Origin of the sequence: Arthrobacter alpinus (assembly GCF_001294625.1) — a bacterium.
Classification (GTDB): domain Bacteria; phylum Actinomycetota; class Actinomycetes; order Actinomycetales; family Micrococcaceae; genus Specibacter; species Specibacter alpinus_A.
This window is the reverse complement of record NZ_CP012677.1, coordinates 1,967,705-1,991,180: the sequence shown is the minus strand read 5'-3', so window position 1 is coordinate 1,991,180 and position 23,476 is coordinate 1,967,705. Positions and strand designations below refer to the sequence as shown.

General features: G+C 61.2%; 21 protein-coding genes. 8 read left to right on the top strand and 13 right to left on the bottom strand.

The features are described 5' to 3' along the window. Positions 1-12: 12 nt before the first annotated feature. Together AOC05_RS08885 and AOC05_RS08880 are read right to left on the bottom strand one after the other, a co-directional pair. A complete protein-coding gene (locus AOC05_RS08885) occupies positions 13-384 on the bottom strand; it encodes a DUF1048 domain-containing protein (protein WP_062006919.1) in 372 nt (123 codons plus the stop codon). Positions 385-386: 2 nt separating this feature from the next. Next, positions 387-716 (bottom strand): PadR family transcriptional regulator, encoded by a 330-nt coding sequence (locus tag AOC05_RS08880; RefSeq protein WP_062006918.1) that lies wholly within the window; start codon positions 714-716, stop codon positions 387-389. 443 nt (positions 717-1,159) lie between these two features. Here AOC05_RS08880 and AOC05_RS08875 point away from each other — a divergent pair, with 443 nt between their 5' ends. Continuing rightward, positions 1,160-1,594, top strand: a complete 435-nt coding sequence (locus AOC05_RS08875) for a universal stress protein (RefSeq protein ID WP_062006917.1) — start codon at positions 1,160-1,162, stop codon at positions 1,592-1,594. Between the two features lie 113 nt (positions 1,595-1,707). Here the strand turns inward: AOC05_RS08875 and AOC05_RS08870 are convergent, their stop codons facing one another. Continuing rightward, on the bottom strand, positions 1,708-2,172 hold the full coding sequence (locus AOC05_RS08870; protein ID WP_062006916.1) for a universal stress protein: 465 nt from the start codon (positions 2,170-2,172) through the stop codon (positions 1,708-1,710). A 377-nt stretch (positions 2,173-2,549) separates the two neighbouring features. Between AOC05_RS08870 and AOC05_RS18900 the strand changes: the two genes are divergently transcribed. Continuing rightward, positions 2,550-2,957, top strand: coding sequence for an amino acid permease (locus tag AOC05_RS18900; RefSeq protein ID WP_062006915.1), 408 nt, complete (start codon positions 2,550-2,552; stop codon positions 2,955-2,957). Between the two features lie 526 nt (positions 2,958-3,483). Here the strand turns inward: AOC05_RS18900 and AOC05_RS08860 are convergent. Further along, positions 3,484-3,840 (bottom strand): MerR family transcriptional regulator, encoded by a 357-nt coding sequence (locus AOC05_RS08860; RefSeq protein ID WP_231687208.1) that lies wholly within the window; start codon positions 3,838-3,840, stop codon positions 3,484-3,486. Between the two features lie 207 nt (positions 3,841-4,047). Here AOC05_RS08860 and AOC05_RS08855 point away from each other — a divergent pair, with 207 nt between their 5' ends. Further along, entirely contained in the window at positions 4,048-5,571 is a 1,524-nt protein-coding gene (locus tag AOC05_RS08855) for a SulP family inorganic anion transporter (protein ID WP_062006913.1), read from the top strand. A gap of 105 nt (positions 5,572-5,676) precedes the next feature. On the opposite strand, the gene AOC05_RS08850 is transcribed toward AOC05_RS08855, so the two are convergent. Together AOC05_RS08850 and trxA are read right to left on the bottom strand one after the other, a co-directional pair. Next, the gene (locus AOC05_RS08850; RefSeq protein ID WP_062006912.1) at positions 5,677-6,273 is read right to left on the bottom strand and encodes a hypothetical protein; all 597 of its coding nucleotides are present in this window, start codon (positions 6,271-6,273) and stop codon (positions 5,677-5,679) included. 196 nt (positions 6,274-6,469) lie between these two features. Beyond that, a complete protein-coding gene (gene trxA, locus AOC05_RS08845; RefSeq protein ID WP_062006911.1) occupies positions 6,470-6,835 on the bottom strand; it encodes a thioredoxin in 366 nt (121 codons plus the stop codon). 530 nt (positions 6,836-7,365) lie between these two features. Here trxA and AOC05_RS08840 point away from each other — a divergent pair. Together AOC05_RS08840 and AOC05_RS08835 are read left to right on the top strand one after the other, a co-directional pair. Further along, positions 7,366-7,773, top strand: a complete 408-nt coding sequence (locus AOC05_RS08840; protein WP_062006910.1) for a rhodanese-like domain-containing protein — start codon at positions 7,366-7,368, stop codon at positions 7,771-7,773. Further along, positions 7,770-8,420, top strand: coding sequence for a sulfite exporter TauE/SafE family protein (locus tag AOC05_RS08835; protein ID WP_082357875.1), 651 nt, complete (start codon positions 7,770-7,772; stop codon positions 8,418-8,420). Before AOC05_RS08840 ends, AOC05_RS08835 begins: the two co-directional genes overlap by 4 nt. Before the next feature lie 719 nt (positions 8,421-9,139). Here the strand turns inward: AOC05_RS08835 and AOC05_RS08830 are convergent. Continuing rightward, the gene (locus tag AOC05_RS08830; RefSeq protein WP_062006909.1) at positions 9,140-10,594 is read right to left on the bottom strand and encodes an MBL fold metallo-hydrolase; all 1,455 of its coding nucleotides are present in this window, start codon (positions 10,592-10,594) and stop codon (positions 9,140-9,142) included. A 192-nt stretch (positions 10,595-10,786) separates the two neighbouring features. Between AOC05_RS08830 and AOC05_RS08825 the strand changes: the two genes are divergently transcribed. Further along, the gene (locus AOC05_RS08825) at positions 10,787-11,044 is read left to right on the top strand and encodes a metal-sensitive transcriptional regulator (RefSeq protein WP_062006908.1); all 258 of its coding nucleotides are present in this window, start codon (positions 10,787-10,789) and stop codon (positions 11,042-11,044) included. A gap of 240 nt (positions 11,045-11,284) precedes the next feature. Here AOC05_RS08825 and AOC05_RS08820 read toward each other — a convergent pair whose 3' ends face one another. Beyond that, a complete protein-coding gene (locus tag AOC05_RS08820) occupies positions 11,285-11,584 on the bottom strand; it encodes a hypothetical protein (RefSeq protein WP_062006907.1) in 300 nt (99 codons plus the stop codon). A gap of 804 nt (positions 11,585-12,388) precedes the next feature. On the opposite strand from AOC05_RS08820, the gene AOC05_RS08815 reads away from it, so the two are divergent. Both AOC05_RS08815 and AOC05_RS08810 read left to right on the top strand, forming a co-directional pair. Then, positions 12,389-13,054 (top strand): response regulator transcription factor, encoded by a 666-nt coding sequence (locus AOC05_RS08815; protein ID WP_082357874.1) that lies wholly within the window; start codon positions 12,389-12,391, stop codon positions 13,052-13,054. After that, entirely contained in the window at positions 13,029-14,135 is a 1,107-nt protein-coding gene (locus AOC05_RS08810; RefSeq protein ID WP_082357873.1) for a sensor histidine kinase, read from the top strand. Before AOC05_RS08815 ends, AOC05_RS08810 begins: the two co-directional genes overlap by 26 nt. A 68-nt stretch (positions 14,136-14,203) precedes the next feature. On the opposite strand, the gene AOC05_RS08805 is transcribed toward AOC05_RS08810, so the two are convergent. The 5 genes from AOC05_RS08805 to AOC05_RS08790 all read right to left on the bottom strand — a co-directional run bounded on the left by AOC05_RS08805 (position 14,204) and on the right by AOC05_RS08790 (position 22,850). Continuing rightward, positions 14,204-15,880, bottom strand: a complete 1,677-nt coding sequence (locus tag AOC05_RS08805; protein WP_197277922.1) for a copper resistance protein CopC — start codon at positions 15,878-15,880, stop codon at positions 14,204-14,206. Between the two features lie 102 nt (positions 15,881-15,982). After that, on the bottom strand, positions 15,983-21,559 hold the full coding sequence (locus AOC05_RS08800; protein WP_157374947.1) for an Ig-like domain-containing protein: 5,577 nt from the start codon (positions 21,557-21,559) through the stop codon (positions 15,983-15,985). A gap of 468 nt (positions 21,560-22,027) precedes the next feature. Next, positions 22,028-22,147: a hypothetical protein gene (locus tag AOC05_RS20790; protein WP_082357871.1), complete on the bottom strand. Its 120-nt coding sequence runs from the start codon at positions 22,145-22,147 to the stop codon at positions 22,028-22,030. Beyond that, positions 22,138-22,509 (bottom strand): ice-binding family protein, encoded by a 372-nt coding sequence (locus tag AOC05_RS08795; protein ID WP_062006903.1) that lies wholly within the window; start codon positions 22,507-22,509, stop codon positions 22,138-22,140. The genes AOC05_RS20790 and AOC05_RS08795 overlap by 10 nt, the downstream gene beginning before the upstream one ends. Further along, positions 22,506-22,850, bottom strand: a complete 345-nt coding sequence (locus AOC05_RS08790; protein WP_062006902.1) for a hypothetical protein — start codon at positions 22,848-22,850, stop codon at positions 22,506-22,508. The genes AOC05_RS08795 and AOC05_RS08790 overlap by 4 nt, the downstream gene beginning before the upstream one ends. Positions 22,851-23,476: the final 626 nt, after the last annotated feature.

Here is a 23,476-nt window from a genome sequence, read left to right as displayed (position 1 = left end):
CTCCTACATCTTCTAGGGTTGCGGTTCGTTGTCCGCGAGCTCGTTGATGGCCCGGGTCAGGCGCTCGCGTTCCTTGTCGATCCACTGCTTGCCGGCATAGGCGGCGGTGAAGGTGTCGGCGAAATCGACCGGATCGGCCCCGACGATGACCCGCACGGGTGTCCCGTCGACTGCGGCCCGCTCCCAAAGCTCCACGAAGTCGCTCATCATCTTCAGCAAGGTCTGGCCGTCAACCACGCCGCCGTTATACATGAAGTACCGCTGCAGCGCCTTGGCGGCGGTGCCGTAGGGCTCGGGCAGCGCGTCCATGCGGACGTTATATTGCTTGTACTGCTTCTTTTGTTCAAGCGATCCCGTGACCAGCCCGATCCACTTTGCGACCATTTCTACCTGCCTCCTTGGTGGAGCTGTTCCAGCCGTTCATTCAGGAAGCTCCAGGTCCTGAAAAACTCGTCCAGATATTCATGGCCTTGTCCGTTGAGGGAGTACACCTTGCGTGGCGGACCCTTCTCGGACGGGACTTTTTCCACGTCGACGAGCCCGTTGCGCTCGATCCGTACAAGAATCGCGTAGACGGTGCCCTCTGCGATGTCGGCGAAGCCCTGCTCACGTAACTGCGTGGTGATTTCGTAGCCGTAGGCGGGCCGCGCGGACAGGATCGCCAGCACGATGCCTTCCAGCGTGCCTTTGAGCATCTCCGTCATTTGCCTGCCCATGGAACACCTCCCTCGGCTACTCGGTGGTACTAACTACCACTACATAGTAGCACTTAGTAGTGAGGCTACAAGCCCTTTTGGGGACCAAAGTTCCGGTGACCGTGACACCGATCCACGCCTGCAATCTCGATCAGGAGGAGCAATTGCGGGAAGGATTGCCCGGTCCGTCGCACGCGGTGAGGCTGTCACGGGTCCGTTCGGCCATCCTATCGAAGCTGGAACCATGGCTTACCCTAGCGACCGCGACGGCTGTTGACCCCTCGGGATCTTCAACAACGTCAAAGGAGACCAGCACCAGTGACGCGATGCCGATCTGTCATGGCGGACAAGCCGGATACAAGGCACGCTTGATTCCCAGCGGCCAGAGTCTCTTCGTGCCCTTGACCGCCGGACCGTACTAAGAGCAGACTGTCACTGTGCCAAGCCCACGAAAGGAGCCAAGTATGAGCAGTACCGGTGCTTTCCTGATTGTGGTTGGTTTTGACGGTTCAGAGCCCTCGCTGGCCGCACTCCGCTGGGCGGTTGATGAGGCGCGGCTGCGCCGCGGAAAGGTGCGGGTCATTACAGCCTGGCACTATCCTCCTGTGCCGTCGTCGATAGAAGACAGCCCAATCAACGACTCCTTTCACACCGCGGAACGTTTCCAGGCCGAGGCACTGAAAGCCGTAGCGAGTGACGGCGTGGACATCTCAGGGACACTCGTTCGGGATTACCCCGCAACCGCTCTGCTCGAAGCCTCAAAAGAGGCGGATATCCTCATCGTTGGATCCCGTGGACATGGTGGCTTCGCCGGACTGTTGCTCGGATCGGTGTCCACCCAAGTCGCCCACCATGCCTCCTGCCCGGTACTGATCGTCCGCCACCCAAGCGCCTTCTGATCCCGAGGCGCCAGGGCAGCCCCGCTCCGGCTGATTGGGCGGTGTCACGGTCGTTACCGCGGGGCCGGGCTTCCGGGACTGCCATCCTTGCCGTAGTTGGCGGGGTTGATTCCTTAGGGGGTTTTAGGCCGGGTCACCAGGACTGAACATGGTGCGTGGTGGATGACCTGGCTGGAGACTGAGCCGAGATGGAGATCAGAGAATCCGCCATGCCCGCGGGAGCCGACGACGATGAGATTCGCGTCCTGGGCAGCAGCGAGTATCGCTGACGCTGGGGAATGATGGTGAACGACCTGCCCGGTGGCGGCAAGTCCCTCAGCGGCCGCCACCTTCAGTGCCGCAGCCTGAAGCGCCCCCGCAATTTGCTCCGGTGAATCTTCAGGTACAGCGATCCCACCGATCGCCGTTTCCAATACCGCTGGATACCAGGACAAGGGAAGGTTGCTCCACGCCGTAACCAGACGGAGTTCCCCTTCGCGCTGGCGAGCCTCCTCCACCGCCCATTTCAGGGCTACCTGGGAGTGTTCGGAACCATCAAATCCAACTACAATCACGAACGTGCTGCTACTACTGGTCATTGGTTTTCCCTTTCAACCGCTTTTACAAACATCCTAGACCCCTGGCCTTGCATACGTCGGTGTTAGTGCTAGGGATGGCGTACGTAGGCAAGCCTGTCGGCGCTGGCGGAATGATTGGACGCCCCATATGACTGGCGGATCCTCGACCCCGAAAACGCCGCTCCATCCGCGGACAACCGCGGGCCGGAACAAGGGGATGGGTATGCTCCGCCTGCGTGACCCGGTGGCGCTATCGCCATGGTCACGGTGCACTCCTTCGCCGCTCTCTCCGCTCGCGCCGGACGCTCAGGCGGCCTTTTCCGCAATCTGCACAATGCCGGCTACCCCGCACAGGTTCCTATATCGCATGGCTGCTCACGTTTGGTTATCTGATTACGTTGGCAGCATATGGGTACACCTTCGGCCGCTACGCTGCACACTTGTTTGGTCTGCCAGAAGCATTCGTAAACGGATTCGCGATCCTGATCCTCCTTGTGTTTGTGGGGATTAACCTGCGAGACGTGGGAGCCTCGGCAGTCAGTGAGGACCTCGTTGTCCCGATCAAGGTAGCGATCTTGGCACTGATTGCGGCCATCGGTTTTGCACACTCCTCCCCGGAGCGGCTTGCTCCGTTGGCCGACAAAGGCACAGCGGGAGTCATTGTTGCCTCGGCCTCGATTTTCGTCGCCTACGAAGGGTTCGAGCTGCTTTCCTATGACTACGTCGGCCTCGAGAGGCTGCGCTGGACGCTGCCGAGGGCACTCTACCTGTCGGGGCTATCGTCACGGTCGTGTGTGTCACCGTGACGATAGGCGCTCAAATGTTGGTCAGCGACCTCCGCGATGAAGGCCACTTTAGTTCTTCAACGCGCGCCAAATACACGAGATCGCCTTGGCACAGGCCGGGCTGTCCTCCCTGTCAACGCGCTAGGTTTCCCGGCCGTGTTCGGCACCACAAACCTGCTTGCCGCCCGGGTGCTGCCGGGGTTCTGGCCACGACTGGTTAGCGGCACTGGGTTTCCATCCTGAGACTTGCTTTTGTTTGGCACCACAAAGGCGCTCCGGCAATCGGACCCACGTAGACCCAAGGTCAGCCTGCGGAGCCGCTCGGGGAGCTCAGAGCCCGAGTCGCAGAGGTATCGAGGGTGCGCCAGCCACAGTCAAGACCACTGTACTAAAACCGACTGTGGCCAAGCTGTCAGCGGGGGAAAGGCGCCCGGGTGAACTGAGAAAGACACAGAAGAAGCCGGGCGCTCTGTGGAGGCCGACTGGGGTGCCGTAACATAGCAGGATCAGCGGACCCAATTCAGAATTTGTTCGTGTTGCACGTGCCTCAGGTGGAGCGGCTGAGTGTTTGAATGAACTCGTCTGCCTGGGCTAGGTTGCGAGCCATCTTCGCACGTTGATGGATGGCCCGCTCGAGAATATCGTCACGTCTGCCCGCCGCTTCAGTACCCGCTACCGCGCCTTCATGTGAGCGCAGGATGCTGAGGATTTCGGCCATTTCTTCCAGCGAGAAACCCAGGGGCTTCATTGCTTTAATGACCGTGAGGCGTTCGAAGTCATCTTCCGAATACACCCGGAATCCTCCTTCGGTCCGTGCTGTGGCAGGGAGGAGGCCTACTTCGTCGTAGTGACGGATGGTCCGTAGCGACAGGCTCGTCCGTTCCGCCAGTTCACCGATGTGCATAGTGGTGTTGCTAGGTCTTGTCGACATCAGGGGCCTCCATTCCGTATCTGATTCAAACCCTACCATCACGTTAGGGTAGAGTTTCTGGTGAGCGGTGAAACCTGATTGGCTGATTCCCCTCCCACCGGCGCGGTGCCGCGCCCCCTCATTCTTCGAATAAGCGAAGACGCCGCTCTGTTGTCTACATAACTATGAACGGAGCCAGTATTGGCCGTCAAAACAGCCCAGGATAGCCCCTCGCTTACCCCGGAACAGCTCCAATCCGTGCGCGGCACCCTCAGATCCCCGCGCCGGCTCAAGACCGAAGTCCTCGCCGGCCTCGTCGTCGCTCTAGCCCTGATCCCGGAAGCCATAGCGTTCTCCATCATTGCAGGGGTTGATCCGCGGATCGGTTTGTTCGCGGCATTTACGATGGCAGTGACGATTTCCTTTGTCGGCGGCCGGCCCGCCATGATTTCGGCAGCTACCGGGGCCGTGGCGTTGGTCATCGCCCCATTGGTGAAATCCCACGGAATTGACTACTTCATCGCAGCTGTCATCCTCGCCGGAATCTTCCAAGTCATCCTGGGCGTTTCGGGGGTTGCGAAGCTGATGCGCTTCATTCCGCGCTCGGTCATGGTCGGTTTCGTCAACGCCTTGGCCATCTTGATCTTCATTTCTCAAGTCCCCGAGCTGCTGGGCGTGCCATGGATGGTTTACCCGTTGGCCGCCGTCGGCTTGCTGATCATCTTCGGCCTCCCGAGGTTGACCAAGGCTGTTCCGGCCCCTCTGGTTGCCATCGTTGTGCTGACACTGATCGTCGTCCTGACCTCCATCGAAGTACCGACGGTCGGGGACAAAGGGGAGTTGCCCGACTCGCTCCCGTCCCTGTTCATCCCGAATGTTCCGTTCAGCCTAGAAACATTGCAAGTCATTTTCCCCTTCGCTCTTGCCGTTGCCTTCGTGGGCCTGCTGGAGTCGCTAATGACGGCCAAGCTCGTCGATGACGTCACCGACACCCGCTCTAACAAGACCCGCGAGTCTTGGGGCCAGGGCGTGGCCAATATCGTCACCGGATTCTTCGGTGGCATGGGCGGGTGCGCCATGATTGGTCAGACCATGATCAACGTCAAAGTATCAGGTGCCCGCACCCGGATCTCCACATTCCTGGCAGGAGTGTTCCTGCTCATCCTCGTCGTGGCGCTCGGAGACGTCGTCTCGGCAATCCCGATGGCCGCCTTGGTGGCGGTAATGATCTTCGTGTCCATCGCCACCTTCGACTGGCACAGTATCCGTCCCAGCACCCTGAAACGAATGCCGAAGAGCGAAACCATCGTCATGGTCGCCACCGTGGTCGTTGTCGTTTCAACCCACAACCTTGCCATCGGCGTTGGTGTCGGCGTGCTCGTGGCCATGGTTCTTTTCGCCCAGCGTGTGGCCCATCTGGTTACTGTCGAACGAACAATGACAACCAGTGACGGGCAGGAGACTGCCACCTATGTTGTGGACGGCGAGTTGTTCTTCGCCTCCTCCAACGACCTGTACATGCAATTCGAGTATGCCCTGGACCCCGCACACGTCGTCATTGACATGCATGCCTCGCACCTCTGGGATGCATCCACTATCGCGGCCCTAGATGCGGTCACGGATAAATATCACCGTCACGGCACGGAGGTTAAAATCGTCGGCCTCAACGAGGCCAGCGCCCTCATGCGCGAACGCCTTGGCGGGAAACTCGGCGTCGGACACTAGACCTTCACGCCTAGTGGCTGAAGCCACGGATTGTAGCGATGAACCACCACAATTTTTACCAAGCAAGGTCTGACTTTGCAGCCCTCTGGGGAGTTGCTAAAGAGGTCAGCGGCCAGGGCCGCGTGGGGCGCCGAGCTTGCCCGGGAAAAGTGGACCACAGCTCGCGCACGACTCTCCTGACTCCATCGAGGTAGACGGCGATACGGCCTTCCGCTCCAGTTCGAAGCGCTCACCAACAGCCCACATCAGCAAGGCCAGGGATAGGATCGCAATGACGGCCTGGACTGACCCGGCCAGCACTGTCGGTGATGTTCCGAAAAGTAGGTGGGTGGAAAGGTTTGCCGGTGCAGATGGCGTTGCCAGCACCAAGCCCGCGATGCCCAGAATAGGCCATCGGGTATCGCAAACCGTGGCTTGTGCTCCGATTGGTGCACCGACGTAGCTACCAACCACCAGTCCGGCGAGAAGCGAACCAATGGCGACTGCCGCGATATTCCACCATGGCGTTTCGGATGCTGTCATCATGCCGTTCATCGAGATGACAGCGGCAGCGATGGTGATTGCTGCCACGCCTGCCACGCTGACTCTGGGCCACCGCCAGCGCCGCAGCAGACGCCAGTTTTGCTCTAGAGACCATTTCCAGGTGTGGGCCGTTGCTCTGGAGCTGAAGTCCTCTTCGCCTATCTGGGTGTCCTTGTCCATGCTCTACTCCTCAGTGCTGCTATGGCTGCCGTTAATCATCTACGCCGTCCCTGGCCGTTCGCGCGATTCCTGACGATGGATCTCTAGGTGGCAAGTGACCGGCGCTCCGTCACTGCGCAGCGCTCAGGGCCCCGTCGACTCAGCATGAACCCCAGCGGCCAGCCTCAGACGATGAGGAAAATTCGAGTGGTGGGGATTACTGGGTCGGTGCTGCTGCGATTGCTTCCCTAACCTCCTGCATATCAAGTTCCCTGATGCCGGTAATGAGCTGTTCGAGTCCGTTCTCGTTCATGGCCCCAGGCTGGGAGAAGACGAGGATCCCGTCTCGGAATGCCATGAGGGTGGGAATGGAGGTGATCCCGGCTGCGGTGGCGAGGCCCGGCTCGGCTTCGGTGTCGACCTTTGCGAACACGACGTCCGGGTGGGCCTGCGAGGCCTTGCCAAAGACGGGCGCAAACGTTCGGCAAGGTCCGCACCACGCGGCCCAAAAGTCGATCAGCACAAGGTCGTTGCTGGTGATGGTGGCATCGAAGTCTTTTTCGGAAATATCAAGGGTCGTCATAATTCAATACTATACCCTAGGGGGTATAGGTAGTTAAATATGGCCCCGAAACGGCCCGGACACTGTGGAGGGGGAGCGGCACGGGCGGCATTTGGGTGAACGACCTGGCAGAGCTCGGTCCAGAACTAGTGCCCGCGAGGCCATGAACGTTCCTCCGTCAGGCCTCGCCCCCCGAATCCGTTTGCAGGGATGTCATCGCCAGCTGACCGTGGCCAGCAACGCCCCTCAATCTTGGACAAAGCCGGGTCAGAAGCCCACCCGTGAGCTCATCCACGCAATCTTCGTGCGTATGAACTGGTTCGTCCACAGCAGCCAGGTTAAACAAGCTCCTACCGCCCCATAGCCCTGGGTGACACATCTGGTCCCTATCGCCGCATGCCTTTAGCACGCCCAGCCCCGTACCCGGAGACGGTGTAAATCACAAACACTCCGGAAGGTACCGAAAGTGACTATGACTATCCCGACCCGCATTGTTGAAACCGTCCACGAGGGTATTGACGCCTCGATTCTGAAGCCATGGGCCGATAGCCATGATCATCGATGCCGGCGGCAGGGCAGAATTCGATGCCCTGCACATCTCTGGGTCCTATCATGTGTCGCAGGCCCTGTTCCGTGAGTGTCCCGAAGAGTTCGCAGAAAAAGTGTGCGCCCGGCTCGCACTCGTCTGCCATTCCGGGGACCGGGCCGAGCATGCCCGCAAGCAGCTGGACGCCGTTGGCCGGACTGGTACAAACGTCCTTTTCGGCGGGTTCCTGGGCGCCAAACTCATCTCTCCCAAGTGGGGATTGATCGCCTCAGTCGTCGGCGCTGGACTGACCTATTCGGCTGCGACCAACCGCTGCGCCATGAGCCAGGTGCTCTCGAAGATGTCGTGGAACCGTACCGTAGATGAGCCCACCGGGCACCATGCCCTGCAGAAGCTGGGCAGCCGGCCATGATCATCGCCGCGGCGATTCCGACCTCGCTCGTCGGAGCTTCCTCCGCGGTCGCGGTGCTGCCGCGCCTAAAGGGCGGGGTGAACTGGCGACTGGCGCTGATCATCGGCGCGGCCGGCACCCCAACCGCCCACCTGGGAGCAATGGACAGCCGGCTGCTGGACCCGAAAGTGTTGCTGCTCGTCTTTGCCGCCATCATGGTCTTCGCCGGCATTAGGATGCTCATGCCCACTGGGGCTTCCGGAGGGGCCTGCGCACTGCCCGGCGGTGGGGTCAATTGGCGCAGCTGCCTCCCCAGGGCCATTGCCACCGGCGCTGTCGTGGGCTTCCTCACAGGGTTGCTGGGCGTGGGTGGCGGGTTCCTCAGCGTCCCCGCACCCACCCTGATTCTGGGATTGCCGATGGCGTTGACTGCGGGTAGGTCCCTGATCATTGTCGTCCTCAACGTCATTGCCGGCTTTACCGCCTACCTGTCCGATCCTCAGATAGATAGGTCAGTCACGGCCGCGTTCGCGGGGGCGGCGATGGTTGCCTGCCCCGCGGCTGGCAGGATCGGCGCGAGTATCCCCGCGAAGACCCTCAAGCGTAGCTTTGGAATTCTAGTCCTGATGATCGCAGCCTACGTGGGCATCAAGGCACTTCTTTCCTGAGCGGCCCCGTATGCCCCAGACTCGGCCAATGCCCGAGCTACCGGCCGAACAGCTTTGCGAAGAAACCGTTGCCGCTAGTCTTCTCTTGCTCGTGCCCGGCGCACCGTTGGGAGTTTGGAACCCCGCGCATTACCTGGTCAACGTGCTGGCCGCAGCCCGCCCACGTCGTTTTACCGCATTTCTTGCATGTCACCGCACGGCACATATATTGCCTCCTTAGATGGGTTGTTTACTCCGTCAGTATACCCTATGGGGTATCGAATACCGTTAGAAGGTTGGTGGACACGTGCCGCGCTGGCGCCGGAGTGGGCTCCGTGCGCAAACACGATGCAGTGCTGCGTCAGGAGTCCTCGGGCCGCGCATTCTGCAGACGGCCATTTGGTTCATTGTCCGGTTCGTGAGGTGGGCGTGGTTTGCGGTTGTTTTGCTCAAAGTAGGGCTTTGCCGCGTGCGGAGACCGAGAAAATGTTGGAAGGGATGCCGTAGGCGTCGGTGAATATCCCGGAAAGCACTCCCCCGACGGCGAAGCCGACAACACGTCATAGTCGGTAGGCTTCGACGGACCTGGCCCGGATCAGCTGCCGCCGACGATCCGAGTCTTGCACCGATCTTGTCCGCGAGACTTGTCAGGATAAAGGTGTCGCGGTTGTTCGATTCCGTAGGGGTTCCTTCTACCGTCAAGACCGACAGCCCCAGCCAGGCGGTGATGAAAACGGTACCTAGGAGGAAGCGCCGGATTTCATTTGCAGTACTCCAGTTGCTGTGGGCAGGGCAAGGGCGGTATCCAGCGCCTGCTGCAAGGTGGCCCATCCAGCGTAGCTGCCATCGAGTTCGACGACGTCGTAGCCGGCGCGGCGCAGGGCGCTGGCCGCGACGGAGTTCCGGACGCCACTTTGGCAGTAGCTGACGATGGTGCCACTGGCCGGGAGCTGATCGAGGTTCCACATGACGCGGCCGCCGCTGAGCTGCTGGGAACCGGGAATGTGGCCGGCGGAGTGCTCGGTGCGGTCGCGAACGTCCAGGACCATCGCGGCGTCGAAATCCTCGAGTTCTTCGGGTTGGATGCGTTTCGGGGTGCTGGTGGGCAAGCCGTCGATGCTGGTGACGTAGCCAGCAACCGTGTCGATGCCGACGCGGACCAGGTGGTCCCACATTTCCTGGGCTGAGAGCTGGTCCGGAGCCAGCAGCACGAGAGGATTCGTGTCGGTTTCGGGGTTGACCACCCAAGCGCCAAAGCTGGCCGTGGATTTGCCCGCCGGGATGTTCAGGGACCCGGCAACGGTTACCTGGTGGACCTCGGCATGGGAGCGGCTGTCCACAAACGTCATCGTGTCCGCCGCAAGATCAAGGATGAGATCCTTGGTGGCGACTTCCTGCAGGGGCGGGCGGGTTCCCATGACGGCTGGCCCTTCACGGTTTTGCCGCTTCATGCGCCCGAAGTAGGCGTGGGCGTCGGGCTGGCCGTCAAGTAGCTTAGTCACGAAGCCGGTCTCGTCGTTGGCAGACAAATACGGTCCCCACCAGGCGTAGCGGCGCTCGTAGCCAACTGTGGAGGAGGGGACGGCGCCCAAGGCCTTGCCGCAGGCGCTACCAGCGCCGTGGCCAGGGTGGACCTGGACGTAATCGGGCAGGGTTAGGAATTTTTCCTGCAAACTGGTGAACAGCTCCTTGGCCCCGGCGAAGCGGGTGTCCACGCCACCGGCCGCCTCATCGAGCAGATCGGGCCTCCCCAGGTCTCCGGAGAACACGAAATCTCCGGAGAGCAGGTATCCCGGGGTGTCCGCGAACGCACCGTCGGTGATCAAAAAGGAGAGGAGTTCGGGGGTGTGGCCCGGAGTGTGGAGAGTCTTGATGGTGATGTTTCCCAAGGTGATCTCATCATTGTCCATCAGGCGTTCAGCTTCGAAGCCGTACTGCCAGTCCGTGCCGCCTTCCCCGGAAACGTAGGCGGTAGCACCAGTCGCGGCAGCCAGTTCCCGGGTCCCGGATAGAAAATCCGCATGGATGTGCGTCTCGGTGACGGCCACGATCCGCATCCCGTTCGAGGCGGCCAGTGACTGATAGACAGCGATGTTACGGCGAGGATCGACAACAATGGCCTCGCCCTTGGCTTGGCAGCCGATGAGGTAGCTGGCCTGGGCCAAGTCTTCGTCGTAGATGCGCTCAATAAGCACGGGCACTCCTTATGTCAGCAAGGCCGGAGTCACCTGCAGGGCGGTTCTCCGTTGGTCTGCTCAAAACTCCCATACCCTAGGGGGTATTGTACAAGTTGAGCGTATCGTTGTCCGTAACGGATTCAGCTGCTGGCCATTACACCCCACGGGGTATATGGTTTGGAGAATACAACCTCACCTTTGGAGTACGGCATGGAACTTGACAAGACAGAAATCGCCCCCGTCATCAACCGTCTCAAACGCGCCCAAGGCCAACTTGCGGCGGTTACGCGCATGCTCGAAGAGGGCCGTGACTGCAAGGACGTCGTTACACAGCTCGCCGCCGTCTCCAAGGCGCTGGACCGGGCCGGTTTCGTGATTATCGCCACCGGACTGGAGCAGTGCATCAGAAGCGACGACACTGGCATGGACAAGAAGGATATGGAAAAGCTCTTCCTGTCCCTCGCCTAAGCCTGAATCCACCGATCCGGCATCGGTGAGCAGCTGAAGTTCACTTCTAGACGGCTCGGCTTTTTTGGCCGTGGTGATGGCCTGACTCGTTGGCATGGGGGCGCCGGCAGGTCGGAGGTCTTGGTGATCTTCGCGCCGTTGCGGGTCTTCTTGACGAGTTTTTGCTGGGGACCGAAGTGGTTCGTGAGCAGGCGTTGAAGCGCCCAAATTTGGTTCGAAAGTTCCAACTCCGCGGCCGTTTCATAGCGGTGATATCCCACGGTCTGGCGGACGATGTGCCAAGTCTTTTTCTTCACATGAGCGACGTCTTTTTTGTTCCCGGAACGGAAACGAGAATGCCGCGGCGGCCTCTTTGATGGACACGAACACCCATTTCTGGGCCTTGTTCTTCACGGACCGGGTTTCGGTCCAACCCGTTGCGCCGTCTGTGATATCAAGGGTGAAACAGAATTCCCGCTTGGAATTTCCGCCCTCACGACCGGCGAGATCGATCTCGAGAAAACCAGGAACTGCATCGTCCCATTCTGCCCGCGTTCGCATCGGAATGGAGTCCTTCAGGACGGTCCCGGGCGTGGCAGTGAACCTCCCCGCGGGTTAAGTTTGCCCCTGTCGAACCTGAGCCGGCGGGCGATCGTGGCCGGGGCGATTCGCAACAACAACTCCGCCGCCATTAGGCCCCCCACAAGGAGTGCCCTGAACGGCCCAGCAGAACCTCAATGCCTCAATCACGGACTCCCCGTACAGCGGTGGCCGGGGAGGCCTCGCCTTCACCACCTTGAGCACCAGGGCCTGCCGCAGCGCCTTACGCGCATGGTCCCGATGCCAACCCGTCACCGCGCACAACTCATCCAAAATAGTCTTCTTAGCAACCCGGCTCGAACGGGAATACCGAAGGGCACTGGCCTTCGTGAGCGCCTGACGTTGACGATTCAATTGCTCCATGGCTCACAGTGCCCCGCCAGCAACAACCAGCACGGCAGACGCGCCGCTACGCGGGCATTACCAAATGATTCTTCGATAACAGCTATGCGGGCATCTTTGATGAGTCAACGCGCTTCGTTGACAGCCGGAGTAGCGCAGCTTACTATGAGCCCATCTGGCTAGGCTAGTGATGAGCAAGCGTCTTGTTGCGATCAGCCAATCGTAGTGAATGGGGGACCATCGCATGATAGTCCGTGCTACTGCATCAGGACTTACACCGGCTCGGAGGTTGGCTCCGAAGCGGTGTGGGGGAGGACTCGGTGTGGCCAACCCCTCCGAGGGCTGCCGGTCCGTGGATGGGGAGGCACGTTCTGGGGCTGTGCCCGCCAGCGCAATTGCCTGCACCGGCGAACAAGCGACGACGTGAACAGCATTGTAGTCGTCGAGGACGAACCCGTACTCGCCCGACTCCTAGACCGGATCCTTAGTGGTGCCGGCCACACGGTCACCCTAGCTGGCACTGTGGTTGGGGCTCTGGCAGCGATTCGCACTGTCGACCCGGAACTGATCCTCCTGGATCTCATACTCCCTGACGGTCGCGGCGAGGAAGTCCTGGCCGAACTGATGCGATTCCGTCCGTCGAGTCGGGTCGTGGTGTTGTCATCCATGACGCAGGTGACCACCAGAGTCGGTGTTCTGGAAGGCGGTGCAGTGGATTTCCTAGCCAAACCGTTTGACAACGCAGAACTGCTGGCCCGGGTCAACGCCCGCATCCGAACGCCAGCACCGTCCTTGGCCGTCCCCCGGTACCTGCGAAGGGCTGGTGTCGAGATCGATGTGCAGCAACGCGAACTCGTGGTTGACGGACGCCGCGTCTCGTTGACCCAGCGGGAGTTCGTGCTCCTGACCCACCTCCTCCAGCGGGCTCCGGAGACGTGTACCCGGGCCGAGCTGCTTGAGCGGGTCTGGGGAACGAGATACGACACCGGCACGAACGTCGTCGACGTCTGTGTGCGCCGGCTGCGATCCAAACTCACGAACGATAAAATTGAAACGGTGCGCAATGTTGGATATAGGATCGCGACATAAGGCAGTCCTCGGCGCCGCGTGGGTGGTGTTCGCGGGCGTGAACTGCTACCTCACCTTTGCGCTGCCGGGCAAGGAGACCATCCCCTTTCACCTCGTATGGGCCAGTTTCGCGCTGGTCTACGGACTGTGCCCGTGGCCCCGGCGTGCCACCCTGGTTGCCTTCGTCGTTGTCACAACGGTGACCGGTGCCGCCTTGGTTGGTCACGCGATAGCGGGGACTATCGAATGGGAAGAATGCACAGAGATCTTTTTGATGGCCGGAATTATGATGCTGTTGATCTGGCACGTGAACCGGCAGTGGAACTCTCAGGCCCGTCTGCAGGCATTGCAGCAAGCTGACCGTCACCGCAGTCAGCAGCGGGAGAACGCCGCTCGGTTCGGTTCGCACGAGGTACGCACACGGTTGACAATCGCCCGAGGATACGCGCAACTCATCGCCGACCAGTCGGCCGAGCCGACGGTGCGTGAGGACGCCGAGCTGGTGGTCGCCGAACTCATTAAAGCGTCCGCTTTGGCAACCAACTTGCTCACCCTGGTCCGGGTCGTGGAGCCGCCGACCACCGAGCCGGTCGACGTCGACCGGATGCTGGCCGCGATCCTGCACCGATGGTCGGTCACTGCAGACCGAAGCTGGAGCTCACGGAGTGAGGTCGGCACCGTTCATGGCGACAACGAGCGACTCGAGGCAATACTGGACTGCCTACTGGAGAATGCTGTCAGGTTCACCGGGCCAGGAGACACCATCGCTGTGACGGCCGGCGCCCAGGGCGACGAACTGGTGCTGATCGTCCGGGACACCGGGGCGGGCATCCCGGCCGCAGATCTGGACACAGTTTTCGACGTCTTCCGGACCGGGTCGACCGCAGGCGAGCGAGCCGGGAGTGGGCTGGGCCTGGCCATCGTCAAGGCCGTCACGGAAGCCCGTGGCGGCACCGTTTCGGTGGCCAGCTCGCTCGGCCATGGTGCCGCATTCACTCTGCGGTTGCCGCTACTGCCGGTGCTACCGACCCCACTCGGAAAACCCGTCTCCAATTCGGCTGAGCGTGATCCCCTTGATGAGTCGGTCCAGGTCCGCAACTGACCTAGATACCTCTCCGGGTTCAAACGTTGAGCTGCAGGCGTCGACCACCGTGTTGGGGCCGGCAGGGCTCACCTCACCACGACCACATTGACGACGGCGGCTGGCTGCTCAAGCTCGTTGACGCGGACGGCGACGGTGATCTTCCATGTCCCCGCCATGGGCAGCACCACCTCGGCCCGGTAGCTTCCCGGCGTCGGCCCAGGCTCAACTTTGGCAGCCAGGGGTCCAAGGTTCAGGTTCGGTTCTGCGACGCTGACCTGCGGAACGCTTATTGGGACGATAGGGGCGCCCCCAACGTCGGCAAGGTCGAAGGTAAGGACGCCCAGCCCGGCGTCGCCGGGGCTGAACCGGCCGGACAAGTGACCGGTTCCCAGGTCTGCAATTACCTCGGTCCCAACCGGGGCTTGCACCTCGGTGGCCCGCGGATTCTGCAACGTCAGTGCTGAGGTGAGCCCCAACACAAGCACCACCCCAATAGCCTCCAGGCGTACAGCCAATGCCAGTCGGGACCACGCCTTCCCCTTGATTCCCTCGTTCTCCAGACGGGGGAGGAGCCCGAATCGATTCCACGCCGCAAATCCGCCGACCACCGCAACGATCGCCAGCTTGACCATCAGCAACCGACCGTAAGAACTGCCCACAAGAGTTGCCACCGAGCCGACCATCACAACGGCTAGGATGGTGCCCGTAATGCCCAGTAGAACAACGAGACTCCCTGCCAGCGTGGAGAACCGGCCTAGGACCACGGCAGCCTCGGCAGGGTCACCCTTCCGCCGTCGGGCATGGTGGAGGTACAGGACCAGACCAACGAGACCGCCCAGCCAAACCGCGGCCGTCGCGGCATGGACCAGATCCGAACCCATGACCACCCAGCTGGGTCCAAAGGTCCGGGTGTGGCCGATGGGCAGCACCGAGACCATCGCCAGCCCGGCCCCCACCGTCCCGGCCCAGAAGCCTCCCCGGCCCGGGATCCGAGCCGCCAGCAGCATCAACACCACCCCGGGGAGGGCGAGGAACAACGTCACCGCTGCACCTCCGGACCATCCCGTGGTGAAGACGGCTGGATCGGCCAATCCACCCAGATCCAAACCCCTCTCCCGAACTGAAGTGAGGGGCACGAGCATGATGTAGGCGCTGATGGTGACCAGCGCAGCTACCCAGGACGGCCGACGAACCGTGACGGTGGTCCGGGCGACGAACAGGTCGAAAACTGTGAGTCCGGCAAGAGCGAACAAGCCCAGATAGCCGAAAGCGTTGAGCGCTCCGTACAGGACGTCCACCGGTACGGCGTCGTTTTTGACGATGATCGGGACTGCTGCGCCGGCCTTTCCCACGCTGAACGACAACACGCCGGAAATAGGGTGGGAGTCATCGGAAATCACCCGCCAGCTGAGCTTGTAGCTGCCGTCGGCAAGGTTTGAGGGCAAGGTGGCCGTGACAGTCGCGTCCAACTGCTCGACGTGCACAGTGTGATGACCGCCGCTGACATCGTAGAACTGGAACCCGTCGGGGACAGTGGCGACGGTCTCACCGAAGACAAGCTCCACCGAGCTCGGCGCCTTGGACAGTGCCGCGCCATCGACAGGCATTGAGTACAGCAGAGCGGCGTGCGCCAGGACTGGGGTGGGCGCCGCCACGAGCATCAAGTAAAGCGTGGCGAACAGCAACACGAGGAACCGGCGGACCAGCGGTCCCCGGGCTCGTGACTGCTGACTGCAGGTCCGCCGGGGTATTTCTCTCAACACGCTCGCCTCCTCATCCTGTAAGACTGGGTCCATGCCCGCACCGTGCAGCGCCGTCCAACCCCGACTTGCGGGCTTGGACGGCGGTATACATCGCGGATGGTGCTATCTGCTCGTTGTGAAGCTCCAAGTGACGGGAGCCAGCGGGTTGCCTGCAGCATCCTTGATCCCGTTGCTCAGAGTGATGGTGTACTGGGTGTTGGCCCGCAGGGTGCCGCTCGGGTTCAGTGTTGCCACCTTCGTGGTGCTGGAGTAGCTGACAGCTGACGGGAACACGGCGCCGTTGGAGCTCCGCTTGATGGTGAAGTTCCCGTTCGCCGTGGCCGTGGCGGGCAGACCTGAGACTGCCTCGCTGAAGGTTGCGGTGATGTTCGCCGTCCGGCTGACCCTAGTGGCGTTGACCGCCGGGGTCCGATTCGTCACCGTCGGGGCGGGACCGGTGATGAAGGTCCACGTCTTGGCTGTGAGCGGGTTGCCTGCCACGTCCTTGACCGCGTTGCTCAGGGACAGGGTGTAAATCGTGTCACTGACCAGTGCTGCGTCCGGAGTCAGCGTGGCAACCCTGGTGGTGGCGTTGTAGCTGACCTTGGAGGCGATGGTTGCCGTTCCCAGCTTCAGGGTGAAGTTGGGGGTGCTGGCAGCGATGGCGGGCAGCCCCGTCACGGTTTCGCTGAAGGTTGCACTCAACGGGATCGGGTTGGTGGCCGTTCCCAGTCCGACGCCGGTGGCCCCGGCGGCGGGGTTGGTCATGGTGACCGTCGGGGCGGGACCGGTGATAAAGGTCCAGCTCGTTGCTGCCAATGAACCGCCTGACACGCTCTTGATGGCCGTGGTCAACGAGAGGGTATAGGGCTTATCAGTGGCTAAGGTTGACGTCGGGGTCAGGGTTGCCGTGCGCGTCGCCGTGTTGTAGCTCACCAAGGCCGCAACGGCCGTGGTGCCCTGCTTCAGCGTGAACGTGGTGCTGCTGACGCCCGTGACGGCTTCGTTGAAGGTGGCTGTCGGGCGGATGTTGGTCGTCACACTTGTGGCCCCGGCTGCGGGGTTCTGGCTGGCCACCTTCGGGACGGTGGCAACAGTGGTGGCAGTGAGCACAGGCGCCGACACGGTGTTTCCGGCCGCGTTCCAGGCTGTCACCCTGTATGCATATTCTCCGGTACCGGCAGTCTTGTCGGAGTAGCTGGTGACGTTCGCCAGTGTGGTGGCCAGCTGGGCGTACGTGCCGGCCGTGCCGTTGGCAAGTGGCGCACGCTCAATCTTGTAGCCGATCTCGTTCTTCGCATTACCCCAGGTGGTGGGATCCGCGATCGACACTGGTGTCCCATCAGTCCAGTTCAACAGCACGTCATTCGCAGGTCTGGTGAAGCTCACTACAGAGGCGTCGGCCAGGGTGCGGGGTGTGCTGACCGCGATGGGCCGCATCATGTCCATCTCCTCATGGCTGAGGATGTGGCAGTGCCACACGTATTCCCAGCCGAAGTTGGTCATGTCGTTGCTGATTGGATCGATCGGGTTGCCGTTGGTGTCGGTGTTGTTGAACCCGGCCTCGTACCCGTTCACGCCGGTAATCGAGCCCTTGGCACCCAATGGCATCATCGGGTTCAACGGCCGGTTGCTGTCCGGGATGGCAAACGGGAGTTTTGGCAGGATGGGCCGGACCGCCACGATGGTGTCCTCCAATGGACTGACACGCACCGTGTCCTTCCAACCGATTTCAGTAGATTCAGGCGGGATGATGATGTTATCCCAGGTGACCCTGTTCACCAGCTGCACGTCATTGAGATGGAAGTGCAGCGGGTGGGTGTCCACACCGTTGTGGGTGATCTTCCAAATCTGTGTGCCGTCAGCGTTGGTGGATATGGGTGTCACCTTGAGGCTGTTGATCCCCTTGGTTCCATCCAGTATTTCCGTGGCTGGGTTCACGAACGGGTAGAGGATGATGTTTTGCAGTAGCGGTGTTGCTCCTGGTGCCTCCAACCCGATGTTGCCACTCATACGCCCCCACTCGTCAAAGTTCGCCGCGTTCATCTCATCGTGGACGCTCTTGCCCTGGATGGGAACGCTGAGTTGGGGCCCCGCCAAGGTATCGAACTTGAACTGCTCCCCACCTTGCTCGGCGATGCGGGCAAAGCCGTCGCACTTCGTGGCGGCGTTGACAGCTGCGTTGCAGTACCCGCTGCCAACGAAGCTCGATCCGTAGGCCTGATTGTATGCGGCCTGACCAACCACGATGGGGTTCTGACTGGACTCAAAAACTCCGGCGGGGTTGCCGGCTGCATCAGTGTGGTGATCAAACGCTGCCATCAGCTTGCCCATCTGGTCAGCCGTGGTGTTCGGCCGGTCAAAAGCCAGTGCAGGCGCTGCGTTGGAAACCTTGACCTGCATGACTGAGCGGGTGTCGGGCCCGTAGCCGGGCAGCGTTGTGGGTGCGCCAGCCGGTGACATGTCCGGTCCGCCGGTGTAGTAGTCGTAACCTGGGATCCGGCCCGGGAAAGCCGCCGGTGCATCGTTGTAAAGGATCAGTGTCTTCCCCCTGTAGGCGGAGAAGTCAACGATCACATCGGCCCGTTCTGCGGGCGCGAGCAGCAGCGAGTGCTGATCGACGTTGCCCACATCGAACCTGGTCGCGTCGGTGATCCAGGTTGTCTCGTGAGCGGGAACCACGGCCGGGGTGGGCAGGAAACCGCCCTCATTGCCAATCTGGATCCAGTCAGGGCCCTTGGGGCTCTTTGCGGTGTCCGGGGTCGGCATGACGACCGGGTCGGTCTGTGCCAGGGAGAGCTCGCTGGCCTTCAGCGCAACCTCGGTGCCGGTTGCAGGATCAGCGACGTACCACGAAAGGTTCCAGAAGCGGTCGTCGGATCCATTAAGGATACGGAACCGGTAGGACTTGGGATCCATGGTGGTCGTTGGGTAGGCGGTGCCGTTCACAACAGGCGTATCATGGAAGGCCTCCATGCCCACCGAGTTGTTCGGTGTCGACGGGATCAGGGCAGGCTCGCAGAAGTCAGCCACGTTCGGGTCGCAGGCGGGGTTGTAGTATGGGTTGGCTATGGGCGGGTACTTGGCGTCCTTGGCCGGCGGCCAGAACCACGGGCCGTAGAACCAGCGGCCGAATGCGCTCATGCCGCTTGCGTCACCAGGGTTCTGTGCGGGCATGTAAACATGAGGCTGCCAGAGGTTGCCTTCACCGCCCCACTTCTTGGCATCCCAGGTCGGGTCCAGCTGGGCCATCCTTGTTGCGCTTGGCACGAAGGTCTTGTCCTGGATGGTCAGCGGGATCCCCATTCCGAGCCCTTCAAGGGCGCCGCCGGGGGCCATCAGCTTCTGCTCTGTTTCGTCAGTGATCATGTATCCTGCTTCTTCACCAGCGTATACGTTGAGCCGTGTGATGCCCCACGAATGGTCGTGGTAAAACATCATTCGGGCGCTCTGCTGGTTGGTGTAGAAGAAGGTCTCGGCACCGGGCCCGGGGTCCGGCATGTCTGGAACGTTGCTGACGCTTACGCCCTTCGGGTAAGCAGTGTTCTCACCCGTGGGGGTGACCCACTGGTGCGGTGTGCCGTCGCTGATCCACGGGGTAATGCCGCCGTGCAGGTGCAAGGTGGCACGGTTCTCCGAATAGCATGTGTCGGGCTTCGGCGTTTGCCCGCACATCGGGTTGCGTACACCGTCCAGGACACTTCCCTCGTCCGCGGCCATATCTTGGGGAACCTTCGTTACGGGATTGAGCGTCATCATGTCAGGTCCTGCACCTGCACCCATCACCGAGGTGTCGACCGGCAGGAACAGGTCGCCATCCACACCGGTGGGGAGGAGATTACGGAAGAGGACACGGACGGGCTTGTTCTTCGTGGCGAGAATGGTCGGGCCGAGGTAGTGCGGGTTGTCGACCCCGTTGAAGCTGATGGGACTGTCGGGGACGGCCGGGTCAACGTTGGCGTTGCCCAGCGTGACCTTCTTGCCCGGGACGACGCTGGTTGAGAGCTGGACGTAACCGCGAAGGAGCGTGGCTGGCAGGTCGCGGTGGAACTTCATCCGGTATTGCACAACCGCGATTTCGTAGTAGTCGGTGCCGGGATAGGTGGTGGTGTCAGGCACAGCTACAGGGATGTACTGGCCCAGGTCGTTGGCATTCGCCTCACCCTGGCCCGGCAGCGTGTCAACGAACTTCTTGATGCCGGGGGTGAGGTATCCGGCTCCGGGGGTGGTCACCACGATCTCGGTAACCGAGCCCTTGACAGCCACTTTGGCAGTTCCGCTGGCACCCTTGTCGGCAACGCCCACGGTGTCTGCAATGGTCACTGTCGGTGCTGAAAGGTAGCCTGCACCACCGCTGATCATGTCGATCCGGGTGACGCCGATGGTGGCCACGACGTTCGCCCACGCGGTGGGATCGGTCTTGCTGGCATCGGTGACGGTCACTTTCGGAGCGGAAGTGTAGCCACTGCCGGCGATCGCAATTTCGACGCCGGTGACCACGCCATTGGCGTCCATAGTTGCGCTGGCCGTTGCCTGCACGCCGTCGGCGAGGTCAGGCTTGGAGATGCTCACCAATGGCTGGGCCGTGTAGCCCTTGCCTCCATCGGTCAGTTTCAAGTAATCAACTGTCCCGCTGGCCAGCGCCTGTGCCGGCGAGCCTGCAGCAGGATCGCCGCCTGTTAGGGTCACTGTGGGTGCTGTGAATCCGAAACCAGTCTCATTGACATCGATGCTGGTGATGACGCCGGTGGCGATCTTGGCCGTGGCCTTGGCCACCGCGGTGGGAGTCACTCCGGCAGTGGTGATTGCCACCGAGGGCGGGACGGCGTAGCCCGAACCTGGGCTGGTCACGGTCACACCCGAGATGGCCCCGGTCTTGGGGTCGACTTGGGCCGTTGCCGCTGCACCCGTGCCCGGGTCGGTGATGGTTGGAGTTACATCTGCCCCGAAGGAATAGCTGCGGTCGTGGGAGAAGTCCGGGTAGTTTGAGGCCCCAAGCTTGAGCGTGGAGTCCTTGGCCGGGACAACGTTGGTGGTCATCCCAGGGTCACCACTGGCCGGTGTGCTCAAGGTGTCCCCGTTGGCGATCACTTCGGTGTCAACTGGAATCCCTTGGCCGTAAAAGCCGATCACATCGTCTTTTTGCACTGTTAGCGGAGGTACGGAGTAGGTTGTGACCACTCCAGTGACCACGGTCGGCTTTGGCACAGTCAGGGCATCGCTGGCAAAGACGACCGTGTATTCGCCCGCTGTCCCGGTGGGTCGCAGCACCAGCGCGTGGAAGAGGTTGCCTTCCGATGGGGTTGGGCTCCCTCCGGCATTGCCTTGGTTCCAGCTTTGGAAGTCGTGGAGTGTGCCGCCTGGCAACTTGGTATGGTCAAGGACAACCAGTACCGGGCCCAAGACGCCAGTCGGCTTAGCGAAGTCGGTGGCGTACTTGCGTTCGGTTAGCGGGTTGCCGTAGAAGACCGGGGTTGGGGTCCCTACGCCGATTGTCACCATCGCGTCTGCCAATGTCTGTGGGCTGTTTGCCCAGTTGGGATAGGGGCCGAAGTAATGGGGCACCTTCGTGGAGTCGGTGCTGCTAGAAGGGACAGCGGCCACGGCCGCATCGGATCCGGAGAAGTTGTTGAGCCCGCCCAGCGGTCCGATGCTGCTGATGAGCAATGCGAACGTCAGAATGATGGCGGGTCTGCTCAATCTGCGTCTCGGGGCCCGGTGGAAGGGGTGGGTGCCAGGTGTTTGCATGATGATTCCCCTATCAAGCGGAGCACGGGAATTCGGACTCCATGTGATGAGTGTCATCCCGCTGTGCTCAAAAGGGGCGATTTATGACATGAATGTCATCTGGTTGCAGATGTTCAGGAGACGGACCTTTGCTTGGATCAGGCTTGCCGGCTCCAAGTCAGCTCTACTTCAACCTAGGTGCGCGACGTCGTGTCCGCTGAATCTAAGCGGGTACGGTGCCAGGCGCAGGGGTTACCGCTCCGACGGATACATTCAGAGCGGAAGAAATTTTGCTGAATTGGGAGACTGATCCGGGATTTGGGTGATCGTAGAGCCCTAGTAGAGCCCCGTAACACGGCACGGGCCCCGCTGTGTGATGGCCGTATGGAGGTTCGTCGGGGTGGTTAGTGGTTCCAGATATGTGTAGGTGAGCGCCTTAAATCAGTGGATGCGTCCGGTGAAGGTGAATTTGTTGGTGGACAGAGTTATTAGGCCTGCGTGGGACAGGGCACGGCCGGTGACGTTGGCGCCTGCGCCCACTGTCACCGCTCCTAGGGACATGATTGTCCCGGAGAAGGAAGATGATGCACCTGTCCGGCAGCGCCGAGGACCTGCCAGAAGACATTGGGGGCTTGGGCGCCGTTGACTAGCGTGATGGTACTGCCGGCAGCCGTGTTCAGTGCGGCATCGACTTGAAAGATGAAGACGGCATTCGGATCACCTTGACCGTCCAGGGTAAGGGTCCCGGTCAGTGTGAAGGCCGCCGCTGTGTGATAAATCCCGGGCGTAAACGTCTTCCCGTTTTGGTCGCCAGCGAAGTCCGGAGCCGTCGGAACCCGACCGGCCGCGTCGTTGTAGGCGGAGAGTAGATCGGATTTCGCCTGCGCGGCGTTCAAATCGCTGCTGTGCGTTTCTCCGGTCACGACTCCGGGCGGGAGCCCACAATTGCGGTCCCCTGGCTCACTGCCAGATCCCCGCTGACAACGGTCAAGCCAGTGTTGGTGACACCCCCGCCACCGAAGACCAGATACGACCCTGCACTCCCCAACACCACCGGCGGTACCTCTGGCGAGCCTGCGGTTCCAGCAGTGATGGCTGTGGCGCTATGTTGCCATTGGGCCATGGCAAAGCCACCGGCGCCTAGCAGGACCACCAAGGAAAAGGCCACTGCTGCGGTCTTGAAGCCTGGCTGGCGGAACAGCGTGGTTACCCAGCTCCGCCGAGGTGGAGCGATGTCGCAGTCCTGGGATTTTCGGCTGGGCATGCTACCGCTATCCGTTTATAGTTGCTCAACACAATGGTCAGCGAGGCGGGACCAATTAGCCGCAGCTATCCGGAGCTGACAATATTAGCTTCCAGGCTACGTTACATAGACGCACTAAAAAACGAAGACGGCAGGATGGAATCTCATGAGCGTTGTGGTGAAAGTCGAATTCCCGCGGATTGAGGCGGTGTGGCGTCGCCGTACGCCCGAAGTTGTGCCAACATAAGTAACGCTCGTTCCCACCCACAATCGTGTATCGGACCCACATGGTCCCATTGTGCACTCCATGGCAACCGAACAGCCACTGAATCTCACCGCGTGGAATCTGATGAGTATAGAAACCTGCCAAAGTCACGTGTTTTGGAGCCTTTCGCCCCCAAAGTTCTTTTGGTCTTCGGTGGCTAATACGGCGAGAACAGAATTCCCAGAGATTGCCGTGGAGCAGCGGATGCCGTCAACAGTTCTCGAGCACTCGGTCTTGAACTGTGCGGATGGTTGGAGTGGCCCTACAGCCCGTCGCAGTGGATAGCATCAACCCGCCCTTCGGAGCCAGAGCGGCATTAACATCAGACACGAAGAAGGCCGCCGGGTGTTCGTGATGGCTCTCGCAAGCACCACTTCACCCA